This window comes from Aquimarina acroporae, from assembly GCF_023195925.1.
GTDB lineage: Bacteria > Bacteroidota > Bacteroidia > Flavobacteriales > Flavobacteriaceae > Aquimarina > Aquimarina acroporae.
Map to the genome: position 1 here is coordinate 154,915 of NZ_JALPRE010000006.1, position 17,799 is coordinate 172,713.

The window sequence follows — 17,799 nt, forward strand, 5'->3', positions numbered from 1 at the left end:
TCATGCCTAGTAAATTTGCTATTTCGGGGCGATAGGTTGTGTTACTTTTTAAAATTGAAAACACAAGGCTAGGCTGTATAAGTAATACTAATCCACTTACTAATAGAACAACAATAGGATATAATAAGCTAAGCCTTGTGTATTTCATAATGAATAATTTAAGAGCTACTGACCCGCCCTTTGAAGTGCAACTTGAGTAAAATCTTCATCAGATAATGCTACATTAAAGTTGTATTCTTCAAATTTTAGTAAGGTTTCTTTATTACTCTGGTGATTTACCATATTAAAGGTCAATGCTCTCCAGTATTTACCTTGGTATAGTTTATAATCGCTGTAAGTAAGTGTTTTTAGAAGTGCATTTTTACGGTCATAAAACTCAACTTTTTCAAATCGATATCCTTTGTCTTTATTATAGGTTACAACTCTACGTGTATACCCTGATTTTGGATCAACAGGGTCTTGTTCTACCACTAATAAATTCCCTTTTTCCTCTAGAAACTTGTAGGTGTATTTTTCTACTTCTTGAGATGAAAGATCCTCGTAGGCAAATTCACTGCCTACAAATGGGCCTGATTTATTGTTGGATGAAATTCTTTTTACACGTTTAATAGAAGGAAGAAATAACCATTGATCATCAGATCCGGTTTTATGTGTAAAAGTAAGCGTTGAAGTTCCTTTTACATCCTTTGGGCTATTAAAAACAATCAAAGATTTATCTCCGTCTTCTGTAAGTTCCAGAGTTCTGGTTTCAAGATAGCGTTCACTGGTCTGACCATTTTTATTTTTTAAGGTCATTTTTAATTTAACTGTAGAACTGCCAAATCCTAAATCGGCTTGCTCTGCTGCCTTAGCAATTTGCAACCCTTTTTCTGCAGCACTTTGAGCTGCTAGAGATGAAATTCCGGCTATGGCCATAATGGCAAAAAATACTTTTTTCATTTTTTTATGTTTATGATGTTAATGTAAAAACAACAGCAAGATTCAAACGATTCGTCTCGGGCCAATCTATCTGGACCTTGCTGTCTTGTTTAAGTTTTGGTTTATTTATCTAATTGTACTTGTGGTTGAAATGTGGTGACCTTTGCTTTGCTGTCACTTTTCTTACTAATCAAAATGAGTAATGATGGTAGCAAGATGAAATCTATGATTAATGCGGCAAGAATTATAATTACTGTAATACGTGCCATGTAGCTATTTAAAGCAAATGAAGAGGTTGACAGTACAGCAAAACCGGTAAGCAACACTATTGTAGTAGTTACCAATGCTTTACCAACAGTCTCAAAAGCATAGATAACTGCTTGTTTTGCATTGTAGTTTAATTCTCTTTTTGCTCTTAGAAACTTACTCATAAAATGTACTGTGTCGTCTACGATAATCCCCAGAGTCATACCAAATACGATAACCATTCCTGTATTTATTTGTGCTTTATACATTGCCCAAAATCCAAAGCCTACCAATACTGGTGTTACATTAGGAATGATACTCAATAGTCCTAGTTTAAAATTGCGAAGCGCAAGCATAAGAACAAGTGAAATGAGAATTAGTGCGATAATATTTCCTTTGAACATGCTATCTGCTTGTCTAAAACCTAGTTTAGAGAACATGAGTGTCGGGCTTACACCAATAGCATGCATGGGCTCTGGAGTGTTATTTTTTAACCACAGTTCCGCTCTTTTAGAAAAATCGATCATCTCGGCGCTTGAAACGTTTTCAATCGTAGCCGTAACTCTAGTTTCAGATTTATCTACATTTATTTGATTGTTCAAATCCAGACCGAAAGGAAGGGATAATTCATATAGGAGGAGATATTGTGCAGCCTCTTCTCGGTTATTAGGAACTCGATAATAAGTTTCATCATCTCCGTGCATAGAGCGGTTAACACGTCTTGCAACTTCACTAAATGCATTCACATGTACCACTTCGGGTTGCTCGTTTAACCAGTCTTCAAAATCATTAAGATTTTGTAAATATTCGGGATTATTAATACCTCCACTTTCGCCGCTTCCAACAGAAAATTCAACATTGTAAATACCGGTTAAGTTTTCACTAATATAGTCGGTATCACTTCTAAACTGAACCGTTTCATCAAAGTAGTTGATGAACTCATCGTTAAACTGGTTTTTTGTTGCTAAAAAAGTTAATCCACCAATCACAACCAAAGAGATTAGAGTTAACCTAGCTGGTTGTTTCGCTACAAAAAGACCTAAATTTGTATACCAGTCTAGTTTCTCCTGTACCTTTTCTTCTTTCTGTTTCGTTTTTACCGGAAGGATTGCCATAAGGGCAGGTAAAGTGGTAGTGGAATATAGAAAAGCCATCGTCATACCAAAAGCTGTGATGTTTCCTAAATCCCAAAATGGGGGAACATCTCCGAAATTCATAGTTAAGAAACCAATCACAGTAGTAAGACTTGTGATAAAAACTGGCATAAAATTAAGTCTCATCGATTCGATTAATGCCTCTTTTTTGGTGTAACCGTCCTTTCTCATTTTTTGTAGCATGGTAATTAGTATATGAATACTATCTGCCACGGCCAGTGTTAGAATCATAGTAGGAAATACCGAAGAGGGAGGAGTAAGTTTTATCCCCATGATACCTACAAATCCAACCGCACTCATAATAGAGAACATCACAACTACAAGGGTTGCTAGTGTACTAAAGAAGTTTCTGGTTAATATAAGAGTGGTTATGATTACTATAATCATCATAATCATGGTAAGCATAAGATCTCTCATCGAAGATTCAAAAAACGCCGTATTCAATGGTACTAGGCCAGAAGAGTGAACCTGAAAATTTGGGTGTTTTTCTTGAAACTCTGAAATTGTGTTTCTAATAAAGGCTGTAACTTCAGGTATTTCTTTGGCGCTATCTTCTCCAGGAAGACGAACGGTAACATTAATAGCAGTTACACTACCTTTTTCATTCAAAAGGCGATTAACCAATAAGGGCTCTTTTAGTGCTTTTTTCTTGATTTCTTCAATCTCCGATGTAGTCTTTAAGGAAGATTCATAGGAAAGATCATCTACGTAAAGATCATCACCTTGAGCACTGGTGTGTTGAAAATTAGTAATAGCATCAACACGCGAAGAATAAGGAGTATTCCAGGCTTCGGCTGTGAGTTCTTCTATAGCTACTAAATTTTCTTTGGTAAATATATTTCCGTTCGACGGAGATAATACCAATACAATGTTATCATCTTTTGTGTATTTTTCCTGTAAAGCATCAAATGCTTCCAGTTCAGGGTTCGATTTACTAAAAAATACATGATAATCACCATCGAATTCCATTGCTCCTTTAGAGCCAAGTCCCATCGATAGAATGATCGTCGCAATGAGTACGGGCCATTTGTACCTGATTACAAATTGAGCCCATTTTTTAGCAAATCCGTTAGTGACGTTGCTTGCTTTTTTAAGTGCATTCATAATTTAGAGTTATTAGTTGACCAGTCGATTATAAATAATTTATAATCTTTCTGATCTTCGTTGTTAGAGTTATTTGTGATTTAACGTTTGGGTTAAAATAATTTGGACACGGTATTTAACTTTTTTAAAAGTTGACCAGTCGTCTATGAAAAATATATGTCAAAAATAAAATTTGTGGAATAGGTTTATGTTATTAGTTTGTTAATAATTGACCAGTCGTCTATGAAAATCTAAAAAAAATTATTTAAGAAATAATAATCGAGTCATTTTCATTACATTATCAATAGGTTCGGCACTTTTCATCTCCTTCATAGTTGTCATTGCGCCTTTTCCCGCGTCTTCAAGAAACGATACCATACTTTCTATATCAATATTAGGATCAATTTCATTGAGTTGTTGTGCTTCTAAACCTACAGCAATAATTTCATTCTTAACTTTATTATGCAATGAAAGGATCGCTTCTCGTATATTTTCGTTATGTTCAGACATTTCATTACTCAAATTACATCCTAAACATCCCATTTTACATTCAAGTTCTTCCTTTAAAACTTCGATACGGTGTTCATAAAAGTTCAACAGGCGTTCTTTAGGAGAAGAAACAGTAGGATCGTGTAGTAACTTTAGCGCAGAACTGCACTGCATAGTAAAATACTTTTCCAGAGCCTTTATTGCAAAATCTTCTTTACTATCAAAATAAAAGTAAAAAGAACCTTTAGGTACCTCGGCAGCTTTTACAATGTCATTCACACTGGTACCATTATACCCTTTCGACCAAATAATAGGCAAACCTTTTTCTAAAAGGTAATCTGCTTTAATTTCGTGCTTTAGGGTTTTTGACATCTTTTTCTTTTTCAGGCAAAAATATGACCACCCGTCTAGTTATTCAAAATTTTAAATGTTAAAATTTTCTAATAGCCAGAGGTGTCAATGTTTTAAATCTCTGACAATCAATTAGTTTTAGGTTTTTTTATTCTGTTTGTTCGCACTTCTTTTGAGTTAATATATATCGCCCACAGAAACCAAACTATTTTTAACATGATACCTTGGCTTTTCGGGGGATACCATACAGCAGGTAGAACCTAAATAAAATAGAGCAAGTTCATCGAGCAGCGATATTTTAGCACCTAACTTTATATCTTTTGGAAGTTCTATGGTTCCAACCGCAGGTCCTCCAACTATTGATAAATGCCAGGTTCTGTTTTTTCTATCTTTTATATCAATATTAATACGTTCGTTTCTGAATGCTGGTATAGATGGGTTGTTCTTATAAAACCATGGGCGTAAGATTACTAAATCCCCTTTGATATGCTGTATACGAGAAATGGTTCCATCTACTGGAGAGTGAATTCGGTGATAATTCTTATTATGCAAAAAGACATTCGTAAATATGTATTCTTTGTGAAATTCGTTTTTAGATAATCCGAAGATTTGATGTACTTCTCTTATATCTCCTTTCACATTGGTTTGTTCAATGTCGTGTACATATCCGATATCACATAATAATCCTTCGCATGGCCAGGCTTGTTTAGCATTTACTTTTGGTAGCGTTTTAAACTTACGAATAAAAAAATCCTGAAAGTTCTGATATTCCACTTTTCCCGATGGTGGAACAAACTGATCTAGATAATTAGACTCTTTGTAATGGATTTTACAATAGGGTTTAATAATGTATTTGGAAATACTCAAATTAAAAACTTTGGCATAAAATTTTGAAATCCACCGTTGTATTTGGCCTGGCAAACGCCCCCAAACGGTTAATGATAAAAATTCGTAGACAGATGCAAATTTGAGCTGAATTGGATCTTCTATTATAATTTGGGGCTCCCTTACATTATGAATATGAATCTCTTTTGACATTGCTTTTTGGATTGATGAATGAAATATATCCGAATTTAGATACTTTATGAAGTGATGTCAATACCATATTCCTCAAATTATTCTTAAATAAATTAATAGATGTTAAATTTCAGGTCAAATTCTTGCTATTTACAAAATTTGGATCCTATAATTCGAAAACACGAAACTATTTACTTAAACGTTTGCGAAAACTACAGCTGTTTTTTTTAGATAAACATTAAAACCTTGATAATAAGGTTTTTAGATTGTGTTTTTTTTAGAAAATAACATTTTTAAGACTTTTTTTGTAAGATGTCATTTGTCTCTAATTGGCACTAGTTTTTTTGAACGGCCTTTCCTAAGGTCTAATTTAGATTCCGGAATTTTCACGAACAAACTAAATCAATTTTAATAATCAAAAAAAAGTCAGTATGAAAAATACCATACTAAGGATTCTTTATATCGGAATCTTCTTGGTTGTGAGTAGCAGTATGTATTCACAAAGTGTTTCAGGTACGGTTACTGAGGAAAATGGGACACCCATTCCTGGAGTAAACATAATCGTTAAGGGAACCACGAACGGAACTTCAACAGATTTTGATGGTAAATATATCATTGAAGATGTTGTCGCTGATGCTGTTTTGATTTTTAGCTCTTTGAGTTTTAAAACTCAAGAAATAAGAATCGGGGAGAGAACAGTAATCGATGTAGTATTGTTATCGGATACGGAAGCCTTGGGGGAGGTAGTCGTTTTGGGTTATGGACAGGTACAAAACAAAAAATCTGTAACTTCTGCTGTAAGCACAATTTCGACAGAACAAATTGAACGGCTTCCAGTGGCATTACCAGAATCTGCACTTCAAGGTACTGCACCAGGTATAGCAGTAACACAAACTTCTGGTGCTCCTGGAGCGGCATTGACTGTAAGACTTAGGGGTACAAGTTCTACAGGAGCTTCGACACCTCTATTCTTGATCGATGGGCAGCAAGTACCTAATTTAAATCATATTAATGCTAGCGATATTGAAAGCTTCAGCGTACTGAAAGATGCGGCCTCGGCTTCGATTTTTGGTGCTAGAGGAGGTAATGGAGTAGTATTAATTGAAACAAAGTCGGGAAAAAGAAACTTGGCTTCGCCTAAGGTTTCGATTGATGGGTATACGGGTTTTCAATCCTTATTAAGAAAGCCGGATTTAATGGATAAGAATCAATACGTTCAATATTTTAATGAGTTTCAGACATTAAATGGAGGAACACCTCTTACCGATGCTGAAATAGCAGCATTACCAGATACAGATTGGTATGATGAGTTATTTGACACCACACCTATAAGTAATCTTGCTGCTTCTGTTGTAGGCGGAGGAGAGAAATATTCTTATGCAGTTTCTGGAGGGGTTTTCCAGCAAGATGGTATGTTAGGAGGAAGAGATAATAAATCTAACTTCAAGAGAAAGAACATCAGGTTAAATTTTGAAACTGATATAAGAGATAATTTTAATGTAGAGGTAAATGCAAACTTAGCAGATATCGATCGTAATTTTTTACTTGAAAACGCTGGTGTAACAGGAACTTCAATAATTAACTTTATAAATGCAATGCCTGCGATTTATCCAGTTACAGACCCCAATGATCCATCGGTTCCCTTTAACCCTGGTAACCAAACTAATCCAGTCGTAGTAAATGGAGTAACGTTACCAACGCTTGGAGCGGTGGCAAACCCACAATTAGCACTTTTATTAAACAATAATAATACGGCTACCTCTGTAACCAATGCTAGTATAAAAGGAGATTGGGAAATTTTTGATAGATTTAATTTACAAGGGACCTATTATCACTATAAAGCTGATGCATTTACAAAACAGTTTTTCCCAGCGTTTAACTTTCCAACGCAAGCAATAGCTTCGCCAAATGGAACATTAATTGAGACACAAACAGAAACCGTATTACGTCAGTTTGATGCCAATATACGATACGATTTCTTTGAAAGTTCTGATCATAAACTTAATGCTTTAGCAGGTTTTTCAACATATGAGTCGGACTTTTCAAACACCTCAATGTCTGGTGTAGGTTTCTTCGTTAATACATTAGATGAAGCAAATTTTGCTCTAATTACTAATCCATCTAATATCACGGTAGCACCTCCAGTGCAAACCGAAAACAATTTGTTAGGTATTTACGGGAAAGTACAATATAGTTATGCTCAAAAATATAATTTCGAAGCTACATTAAGAGCAGATTCGTCTTCAAATTTTGGAGATGATAATCGTACCGGGATTTTTCCATCTTTCTCTGCAGGATGGGTAATTTCTGAAGAAAATTTCCTTCAAGATTCTGAAGTTATTGACTTACTTAAATTGAGAGGTAGTTGGGGTATTAATGGTAGTGATTTTATTGCTCCGTATCAGTTTTCAGCTATTTTAAATGCAGGTTCAGGAACCAATTTTGGAGGGAGCTTAAATCCTGGACTTACTCCTGCATTTTTACAAAATCCAGATGTAAAATGGGAAGAAGTGGCTCAGACTAACTTAGGTTTAGATATTAATGCATTTAACAATGCACTTGGAGTTACTATCGATTATTACGTTAAGAAATCTTCAGATGTATTGATTCCTATAGGAATTCCAGTTTTCTCAGGTTTTCCTGCTCCAGCAACCAACATTGCTGATGTAGAAAACAAAGGTTTTGAATTTTTGGTTTCATATAGACAACAATATGCCAGTGGTTTCAAATGGCAAATTGGAGCAAACCTTGCACTAAACGAAAATGAAGTAACTAGTATTGGGAATAATGGTCAGCCTTTACAAGGAGGAAACACTTTCGTTTTTAATGACCCCATTACATTAACTACAGAGGGTGAAGCAATTTCAAGTTTCTTTGGCTTTGAGGTAGAAAGTATTGATGCTGATGGAAATTTGGTATTCAGAGATTTTGACAATGATGGTAATCCGGATAAAACATTTATAGGTAGTCCACTTCCAGATTTCACTTATGGTATTACATTGGATTTTGAGTATAAAGGGTTCGACTTGAGTACTTTCTTATATGGATCTCAAGGAAATGACATTTATGATGCTACTTTAAGACCAGATGGAGCTTTTACCAATAGAAAAGAATCATTTCTAACGAATGGGGTTGTAAACCAACTTGGGGCAGCAGTAACACCAGAGGTGTCAGACTTTTTTGTTCAGGATGGTTCATTTTTGAAAATGAAAACATTGACACTGGGATATACCTTAAAGGATAATTGGGTAGAGAGTATTGGGTTAAATAGATTTAGAATATATGGAACCGCTCAAAACTTATTCTTAATCACAGATTACGATGGAACAGATCCCGAAATTGGAGAACAAGTTTCTGGAAACTCTCTAGATCTGGGGATAGATAGAGGCTTCAATCCTCAACCGAGAACATTTTTATTCGGTTTTCAATTAGAATTCTAAAAAATACGTCATGAAAAATAACAATTTCAATTTTAAAAATATATCGATAAGAGTCATCTTAGGTTTAGCGCTTATAACTTTTATGACTATTTCCTGTGAAGATGATTTCCTGGAGAAAGAACCGATAACATCATTAACCTCAGACGCAATTCAATCTGAAGATGATATTGCCTCTTTGGTAATAGCTACATATGATCCTTTACGTTGGCAGGTGATTAACAATAATTTAGGGCACCACTTTCCTGTTATGTTTCAAGGAATTCGTGCAGATGACGTATTTTCACAATGGGCCAATTTTTGGGTAGCTGGTAGAGTATTCGACCAAAACCCAATACCACCAAATAACCCAAGTGTTTTAGGATGGTGGAGAAAATGGTATGCAATTGTTTCTAGAGCAAATACCGCAATTGGTGTGATTGAAGAGTCTCCAGATGAGATCTATGAAGATCCAGTAGCTACCAAAGCACAATTAATTGCAGAAGCGCGTTTTTTAAGAGGATTAGCATATTTTGAATTGGTTAAAAACTTCGGGGGTGTTCCAATTATCACTGAACGTATAACCGATGCTAATTTTGATTTTAAAATCCCAAGAAGTACAGCTCAAGAGGTATATGATCAGGTAATAGAACCAGATTTATTAGCTGCAGCACAAGTACTTCCTGCTTCTCCAGAACAACCTGGTAGAGCTACGAGTGGAGCGGCTTATGCATTTTTGGCTAAGGCGCACTTATACCAAGGAGAGTATAATCAGACAGTAGAATATACTGAAGAAGTTATGGCTCTGGGATATAGTTTAGAGGAAAACTTTGCAGATAACTTTAGCCTGAATAATGAGTACGGTAAAGAGTCAATATTCGAAGTAGGGTATGAAGCCAATATAATTTATAACAACTGGGAGTCTCCGGGAGGTATATTTAACCAAGGTTCTGGAACGCATCAGCTTTTTGGATTTTTATTTAATAGTGGAGTAGGTAATAGCGCCTTTGGTAACGCTGTACCTAGACAAGAATTAATAGATTTTTATGACGATTCTGATCAAAGAAAAAATGCAACATTCATTACACCTGAAACGGTAGATTTAGCAACAGACTTATCTGGAGGAGTAAGAGGACCGATAAGTTGTGGTTGCCAGATAGATCAATCTGATCAGTGCTTACTTCCAGACCAAAGTAATTCTGGAGATTGGTTATTTGGTACAGATACTTATGGATTCTTTTGGCAAGTTTGTGATAACACTGGCAATGTATTGCCTTCTTGGATTTCAAAAGCCACGATGAGAAAATATCATATTCCTGTTTCTGTTCAGGAAAACACATTAAACTTTGCTGATTCTCCATTAAATGAAAAGATAATAAGATATGCAGATGTATTATTAATGCATGCCGAAGCTTCTATCATGGGAGGTGGAGGAGATGGAAACTCTTCGTTCCAACAAGTAATTGATAGAGCATATGGGCCCGGTAATCCAGCTGCACCTGCATATACTTTACAAGGAATAAAGGATGAAAGAAGAAGAGAACTTGCCACCGAAGGATGGGATCGATATACCGACTTGGTAAGATGGGGAGATGCAGAGAGTGTTCTTAATAATATTGGAGTAGGTACTCAATTTCAAAAAGTATTTGTAATCGGTAGAGATGAATTGCTACCAATACCTCAATCTGAAATTGATCAGGTTGGTCCGGAGATTTTACAACAAAACCCTGGATACAACTAGAATTATTGAATTAGCTTAGGTCATTCAGTAAATTTTAAAAAAGGAGTTATTTCTATGAAATTTCAAAGAAATACTCCTTTTTAGATGTGAGTTATGATGCTAGAAATAAAGTGATTATCTTGAATTACGAAAATTATAAAGCTAAGTTTCGGGGATTTTTTAAAAACTAATTCCATTTCCGAAGAATAAGTAGAAATTTTACCTCCAAAGAAATTATTTCATGTATTATATAGGATTCGATATAGGTAGCTCCTCGATTAAAGCGGCTTTGGTAGATGCAGAAACAGGTAAAAGTATTGCATCGGTCAATGAGCCTAACGAAGAGATGAATATTATTTCCCCGAAAAAGGATTGGGCAGAACAAAACCCTCAATTGTGGTGGGAAAATGTTTGTAATGCCTCAAAACGATTATTAAGAGAACAAGCTGTTTTGGCTGAGCAGGTAAAGGGAATAGGAATATCCTACCAGATGCATGGCTTAGTGGTTGTCGATGAAGAGGGAGAGCTCATTAGAAATTCAATTATTTGGTGCGATAGCCGAGCTATAACTATTGGAGAAAAAGCATTTGAAGATTTGGGAGAGCAACGTTGTATGAGTCAATTGTTAAACTCTCCAGCTAATTTTACAGCATCTAAACTTAAATGGGTAAAAGATAATGAGCCAGAAAACTATGCAAAAGTTTATAAGTTTTTATTACCAGGAGATTATATAGCCTATAGATTTACCGGTATTATGAATACCACAAAATCTGGACTTTCAGAAGGGACCTTATGGGATTTTAACTCAGATCAACCTGCGAGTTGGTTGTTAGAACATTACGGAATTGACGATCGATTAATTCCAGATATAGTGCCTACGTTTTCAAATCAAGGTATACTATCCCAAAAAGGTGCAGAGCAAAGTGGCCTAAAAGCGGGGACTCCCGTTTTGTACAGAGCCGGAGATCAACCAAATAATGCATTGTCTTTAAATGTTTTAAATGAAGGAGAAGTTGCTGCTACAGGAGGAACTTCTGGGGTGATTTATGCAGTGACAGATAGTCTTGTAGCTACAGAAGGAGTAAAGCTTAACAACTTTGCGCATGTAAATCATGATAGTAAAACACCTCGTATTGGTAAGTTGTTATGCATAAATGGAGCAGGAATTCAATATCGCTGGTTGAAAAATAATCTTAATCTGGAGACCAATTCATATCAAACAATGAATTCTCATGCCTCAAAGGTGGCTGTAGGATCAAATAATTTACAGCTCATTCCATTTGGTAATGGAGCAGAAAGAATGTTTGATAATAGAACTCTTGGTACTCATATATGCAATTTGAATTTGAACAAACACAATAGATCCCACATCTTTAGAGGGGCTCTAGAAGGTATTGCCTTTTCTTTTGTCTATGGAATGGAAATACTGAGAAAAGACAACACGAAGATTAATGTGATACGAGCTGGAAATGATAACCTCTTTAGATCTGAGATTTTTTCGAACACGGTAGCTACATTAATAAATCAGGAGATTGAGATTTATAATACTACAGGAGCAGTAGGTGCTGCAAGGGCTGCCGGATTAAGTGATGGGACATTTAAGGATTTAGGAACAATGATTACCAAAAATGATCATGTTATGACCTATCACCCCCTTCAAAATCAAGAAGACTATAAAGAAGCGTACAAAAACTGGAAAAGAGAATTAAATAGAATATTAAATAGATAAACGAATGGCCATATTAGGAAACAAAGAATACTTTAAAGGTATTAGTGATATTAAGTTTGAAGGAAAAGAATCAGATAATCCATTAGCATTTAAATATTATAACCCAGATCAAGTTGTTGCTGGTAAAACAATGCGAGAGCATTTTAAGTTTGCCATTGCCTATTGGCACACTTTCTGTGGGTTGGGAGCAGATCCTTTTGGTCCCGGAACTCAAAAATTTGAGTGGGATCAAGCTACAAACCCTATTCAAGCAGCGAAAGATAAAGCAGATGCAGCTTTTGAATTCATTACAAAAATGGGGTTTGATTATTTCTGTTTTCATGACTATGATTTAATTCAGGAAGCATCGACTTTTGGTGAATCAGAAAAAAGACTCGCAACAATTGTAGACTATATCAAGCAAAAGAAGAAGGAGTCGGGAGTTAAACTACTTTGGGGAACTGCAAATTGCTTTTCAAATCCAAGGTATATGAATGGAGCAGCGACCAATCCTGATTTTAACGTTCTTGCAAGAGCAGGAGGACAGGTGAAATTGGCATTAGATGCAACTATTGCTCTAGATGGAGAAAACTACGTTTTCTGGGGAGGAAGAGAAGGGTATATGTCATTGCTCAATACCGATATGAAAAGGGAGTTGGATCATATGGCACGTTTTTTAACCATGGCAAAAGATTACGCAAGAAGCCAAGGGTTTAAAGGAACGTTTTTTATTGAGCCCAAACCCATGGAGCCATCAAAACATCAATACGACTTTGATACAGCAACGTCAATAGGATTTTTAAAAGAGTATGGGTTAGATAAAGACTTTAAAATTAATATAGAAGTAAACCATGCTACACTAGCACAGCACACATTTCAGCATGAATTAGAAGTGGCTGCAGGAGCAGGAATGCTGGGGAGTATAGATGCAAATAGAGGTGATTACCAAAATGGTTGGGATACAGATCAGTTTCCTAATAATATTCTAGAGGTTACAGAAGCTATGTTAGTCTTTTTAAAAGCAGGAGGTCTACAAGGTGGAGGTGTAAATTTTGATGCTAAAATCAGAAGAAATTCAACAGATTTAGATGATGTTTTTCTAGCCCATATAGGAGGTGCAGATACGTTTGCAAGAGCATTACTTACTGCAAATAGTATCATCGCTACTTCGCCTTATGAAAAGTTACTTGCAAAACGTTATGAATCTTTTGATAGTGGTAAAGGGAAAGATTTTGAAGACGGAAAATTAGACCTTAAAAATTTGTATGATATCGCTCTGGAAAATGGTGAATTAGCACTGCAAAGTGGCAAACAAGAGCTGTTTGAGAATATCGTTAATCAATACATATAAGTGAATGGAGTCAATATTGGTATTTGAAGATTGGATCGTACTGGGGCTATATTTTTTAGCTTTAATAGGAGTAGCAGTATGGGTTGTACTTCAGAAAAATAAGAATACTGAGGATTATTTTCTTGCAGGAAGAAATGTAGGATGGTTCGTAATAGGTGCATCAATTTTTGCTTCCAATATTGGCTCTGAACATGTTGTAGGTCTTGCAGGTACTGGTGCAGAATCAGGAATGCCAATGGCGCATTACGAATTGCATGCATGGATAGTTCTGGTTTTAGGATGGCTTTTTCTTCCTTTTTATGTGCGAAGTAAAGTATTTACAATGCCTGAATTTTTAGAGAAAAGGTTTGATAGTAGATCCAGATGGTTTTTATCACTTTTTTCCTTGGTTGGATATGTAATTACTAAAGTATCTGTAACTATTTACGCAGGTGGTATCGTGGTTTCCGAATTAATAGGGATTCCGTTTTGGTATGGAGCAATCGGAATTGTCTTATTTACAGGTTTGTATACTGTTGTGGGAGGCATGAAAGCTGTAATTTATACAGAAACCTTGCAAACAATAATACTCATTGCTGGTTCTGTAATTATAACAGTACTGGGATTACAGGAAGTTGGTGGTTGGACTACTTTAAAAGAAACCGTAGGTTCTGATCATTTTAATATGTGGAGACCTGTGTCTGATCCTGACTTTCCTTGGACAGGCTTGCTCTTTGGAGGAACTATAGTCGGAATTTGGTACTGGTGTACAGACCAATATATTGTGCAAAGAGCCTTAGCGGCTAACAATATTAAAATTGGGAGACGAGGAGCCATTTTTGGTGCCTATTTAAAGATTTTACCCATTTTTATTTTTTTAATTCCGGGTATAATTGCTTTTGCCTTGGCAAAACAAGGTGTCTTGACCTATGAAAAAGCCGATGAAGTATTTCCATTATTAGTTAAAACATTATTACCTGTAGGACTTAAAGGACTAGTTGCGGGTGGTCTTATGGCAGCCTTAATGAGCTCTTTGGCATCTGTGTTCAATTCCTGTTCTACAATTTTCACCATAGATATTTATAAAAAGTTAAAACCCGATACTCCAGAAAAGAAATTGCTAAACGTGGGAAAGCTAGCTACTGTGGTTATGGTTGTTTTAGGCATACTTTGGATACCTATAATGCAAAAAATAGGAGGAGGAGTATTGTATCAATATTTGCAAAGTGTGCAGTCATATATAGCACCCCCTATAACTGCAATATTTTTGTTAGGAGTATTATGGAAACGAGTAAATGCAAAAGCAGCCATTATAACCCTGTTTTCTGGATTAGGAATAGCTACACTGAGAATTATAGCCGAAATTTTCAGAGATGATCTCACTGGTATCTTGTATGCATTTGCAACAATAAACTTTGCACATATGGCCATTTTTATGTTCATATTTTCAGTTATGCTCTGTATAGGGGTAAGTTTAATCACGAACCCACCAAATTATGCCGCTATTACTGGTTTGTCTTTTGGGACGTTAACAGATGAACAAAAATTAGAAGATAAGAAGAGTTTTACCACTATAGATATTATGTTGTCTGTAGTGTTAGTACTCATTGTAATCATTATACTATCCTATTTTGTAGGATAACAAAAAAAATATAATATGAAATTTTTCATAGACACAGCCAATCTTAAACAAATACAGGAAGCTCAGCATTTAGGAGTCTTAGATGGAGTAACTACAAATCCATCATTAATGGCAAAGGAGGGAATCACAGGAAGAGATAGTATTCTAAAGCATTATCAAAACATATGTGAAATTGTAGAAGGAGACGTATCTGCAGAGGTGATAGGCACCCAGTTTGAAGATATGATTAAAGAAGGTGAAGAATTGGCCAAGTTACACCCTCAAATTGTGGTGAAAATACCAATGATAAAAGATGGTGTAAAAGCTATCAAATATTTTACAGATAAAGGAATAAAAACAAATTGTACGTTAGTTTTTTCTAGTGGGCAGGCTTTACTCGCTGCCAAAGCAGGAGCAACATATGTATCGCCATTTATAGGGCGATTAGATGATGTGTCTACAGATGGACTTTCTCTTATTCAGGAGATTAGACAGATTTATGACAATTTTAATTTTAAGACAGAGATACTTGCTGCTTCTGTTAGGCACACTATGCATGTAGTAAATTGCGCTAAGATAGGAGCAGATGTTATGACCGGACCATTATCCTCTATAGAAGGATTGCTAAAACATCCACTTACTGATAATGGTTTACAAAAGTTTTTAGAAGATGCTCAATCTTTAGGAATATAAATAACAATAGTTGGCTATGGATTATGAAAAAATAGCAAAAGATTTTTGGGAAAATGGCTTTGTCATTTTCGAAAATTTCTTTGAAAATACTATGATGGATGAGTATAATGAAAAAATACTCGAACACTACGGTGTAAACCCCAATTGGGAACATACCAAAGAGTTTATTTCAAAATCATCGGTTGAGGTAATACCTTGGTTTCCCTATCGAGAAGGGAAAAATTATTTTGATGGCATAGATAAACATCAAACCTTTAATACAATAACCGATCATATTTTAAAGGAAGGTTGGCAGAATTTGTATTGTATGATGATGTTCTCTAAGGCAGGAAGTAAAGGGCAGGCTTGGCATCAGGACTGTATTCCAGACGATAAAAAAAGATATAATCTGAATAGATTGGTATATACTCATGATATTACTGAGGAAACAGGAGGAGCAATTGCTATTTTTCCTAAAACACACATCGAAGGAAGATTATCTGCAGGACTTCCTTCAGAAGATCTAGAAGGGCAACTGGTTTTTAAACCTAAAAAGGGAACCGTAATTTTTTTACATGGACATTGCTGGCATAAAGTTTTACCTGTAAAGAAAGATAGAATATCCTCAAATTTTAGAGCCGTTCCAAAGAATACACCAGAAGATATAACAGATATCTGTGTGTATAGAAATATGTTATACAAGTTTTCAACAAGTGAGGTACTAGAAGAAAGATAAGGTATTATGAGGAGTTGTATGAATTTGATTCTTTTAGTTTGTGTATTCTTTTTTAGTAAAGAATCGAATAGTTATGCTCAGGAAGTATCAAAAGTAAAGGTGAAAGAAGTTAATGGGCAATACAATTTCTACATAGATAATACAAAATTTGAAATTAGAGGAGTAGGAATAAATTACGCAGACGGTCATAACTTTAAAGCTCTTAAAGAAGCCGGAGGTAATGCTTTTCGAACATGGGGAACTTATCATGCAGATGAAGAATTAATAGCAGCCAAAAAGTATGGATTTATGGTTGCTATGGGGCTTAATATTGGAAAAGAATTATGGGGGTTTGATTATTCTGATGACAAAGCTGTAGCAAAGCAGGTGGAACGCGTAAAAGGGATTATAAAGAAGTACAAAAATCACCCTAATCTCTTATGTTGGGTAGTGGGTAATGAACTCAATTTATTATTTGATGAGCAAGGAAATTTAAAGATGGTAAATCCTAAAGTTTATGATGCGGTAGCCGATATTGTTGACTTTATTCATAAAGAAGACCCCAATCACCCGGTAACAACGACATTTGCCGGAGTGATTGATGCACATTTAAAAACGGCTATAGAACGTTGTCCGCAACTAGATTTTGTTTCTGTACAAGTTTATGGTGACCTGGCCACGGTAGAGGAGAAAATGAGAAATACAGGAATTAACAAACCATACTTAATTACAGAATTTGGACCAAAGGGTTTTTGGGAAATGCCCAAAACTTCGTGGAACAGGGAAATAGAAGAGGTAAGCGGGCCTAAAGCAGATGGTATTCTACATAGAATAGAAAAAGGTATTCTCAACAATAAATCTGGAAAATGTTTGGGAGGTTTTGCCTTCGAATGGGGACAAAAACAAGAACGTACACCCACTTGGTACGGAATGTTTCATAAAGATGGAAGCCAAACTGAAACTATAGATAACCTTACAAAGTTATGGACAGGCAAATACCCAGAAAATAGAGCTCCTAGAGTAGACTCTTTAAGTTTAGATGGGAAAAATGCAATTCAAAGTATACAACTGAAACCCGATAAGGAATACACCGCAAAAGTATATGCTCATGATCCTAATGATGATGAATTAAAATATCGTTGGGAAATTTCAAAAGAAGTTGTTGTTCGTAGTAAAGGAGGAGAAAAGGAAATAGAACCGCCAATTGTATCGGTAACAGTGATTGAAGAGGAAAATGGAACCTTCACATTTACTGCTCCTAAAGAAGGAGAATATAGAATTTTTGTATACATATATGATGGTAAAGGCAAAGTCGGAGGAGGAAATATTCCTTTTTTAGTAAAAAATTAATTCAGAAGA

General features: G+C 35.4%; 12 protein-coding genes. 8 read left to right on the forward strand and 4 right to left on the reverse strand.

Annotated features, from left to right (window positions below; all coding sequences use genetic code 11):
- Positions 1-165: 165 nt before the first annotated feature.
- The 4 genes from M0D21_RS09140 to M0D21_RS09155 form a co-directional block, all read right to left on the reverse strand.
- On the reverse strand, positions 166-939 hold the full coding sequence (locus M0D21_RS09140; RefSeq protein WP_248328650.1) for an outer membrane lipoprotein-sorting protein: 774 nt from the start codon (positions 937-939) through the stop codon (positions 166-168).
- Positions 940-1,040: 101 nt separating this feature from the next.
- Positions 1,041-3,422 (reverse strand): efflux RND transporter permease subunit, encoded by a 2,382-nt coding sequence (locus M0D21_RS09145; protein WP_248328652.1) that lies wholly within the window; start codon positions 3,420-3,422, stop codon positions 1,041-1,043.
- Positions 3,423-3,662: 240 nt separating this feature from the next.
- Entirely contained in the window at positions 3,663-4,262 is a 600-nt protein-coding gene (locus M0D21_RS09150; protein WP_248328654.1) for a TetR/AcrR family transcriptional regulator, read from the reverse strand.
- Positions 4,263-4,418: 156 nt separating this feature from the next.
- Positions 4,419-5,279, reverse strand: coding sequence for a phosphatidylserine decarboxylase (locus M0D21_RS09155; RefSeq protein ID WP_248328656.1), 861 nt, complete (start codon positions 5,277-5,279; stop codon positions 4,419-4,421).
- Between the two features lie 410 nt (positions 5,280-5,689).
- Between M0D21_RS09155 and M0D21_RS09160 the strand changes: the two genes are divergently transcribed.
- From M0D21_RS09160 to M0D21_RS09195, 8 genes are all read left to right on the forward strand, one after another.
- Positions 5,690-8,698, forward strand: a complete 3,009-nt coding sequence (locus M0D21_RS09160) for a SusC/RagA family TonB-linked outer membrane protein (RefSeq protein WP_248328658.1) — start codon at positions 5,690-5,692, stop codon at positions 8,696-8,698.
- 10 nt (positions 8,699-8,708) lie between these two features.
- On the forward strand, positions 8,709-10,415 hold the full coding sequence (locus M0D21_RS09165) for a RagB/SusD family nutrient uptake outer membrane protein (protein ID WP_248328660.1): 1,707 nt from the start codon (positions 8,709-8,711) through the stop codon (positions 10,413-10,415).
- A 220-nt stretch (positions 10,416-10,635) separates the two neighbouring features.
- Positions 10,636-12,123: a xylulokinase gene (locus tag M0D21_RS09170; protein WP_248328662.1), complete on the forward strand. Its 1,488-nt coding sequence runs from the start codon at positions 10,636-10,638 to the stop codon at positions 12,121-12,123.
- 4 nt (positions 12,124-12,127) lie between these two features.
- The gene (gene xylA / locus M0D21_RS09175; protein ID WP_248328664.1) at positions 12,128-13,453 is read left to right on the forward strand and encodes a xylose isomerase; all 1,326 of its coding nucleotides are present in this window, start codon (positions 12,128-12,130) and stop codon (positions 13,451-13,453) included.
- Positions 13,454-13,457: 4 nt separating this feature from the next.
- Entirely contained in the window at positions 13,458-15,074 is a 1,617-nt protein-coding gene (locus M0D21_RS09180; protein WP_248328666.1) for a sodium:solute symporter, read from the forward strand.
- Positions 15,075-15,089: 15 nt separating this feature from the next.
- A complete protein-coding gene (fsa, locus tag M0D21_RS09185; RefSeq protein WP_248328668.1) occupies positions 15,090-15,746 on the forward strand; it encodes a fructose-6-phosphate aldolase in 657 nt (218 codons plus the stop codon).
- Between the two features lie 16 nt (positions 15,747-15,762).
- Positions 15,763-16,461 carry a phytanoyl-CoA dioxygenase family protein gene (locus M0D21_RS09190; RefSeq protein WP_248328670.1) on the forward strand — a complete coding sequence of 233 codons (699 nt, stop codon included), beginning with the start codon at positions 15,763-15,765 and terminating at the stop codon, positions 16,459-16,461.
- An 18-nt stretch (positions 16,462-16,479) separates the two neighbouring features.
- On the forward strand, positions 16,480-17,790 hold the full coding sequence (locus tag M0D21_RS09195) for a glycoside hydrolase family 2 TIM barrel-domain containing protein (protein ID WP_248328672.1): 1,311 nt from the start codon (positions 16,480-16,482) through the stop codon (positions 17,788-17,790).
- Positions 17,791-17,799: the final 9 nt, after the last annotated feature.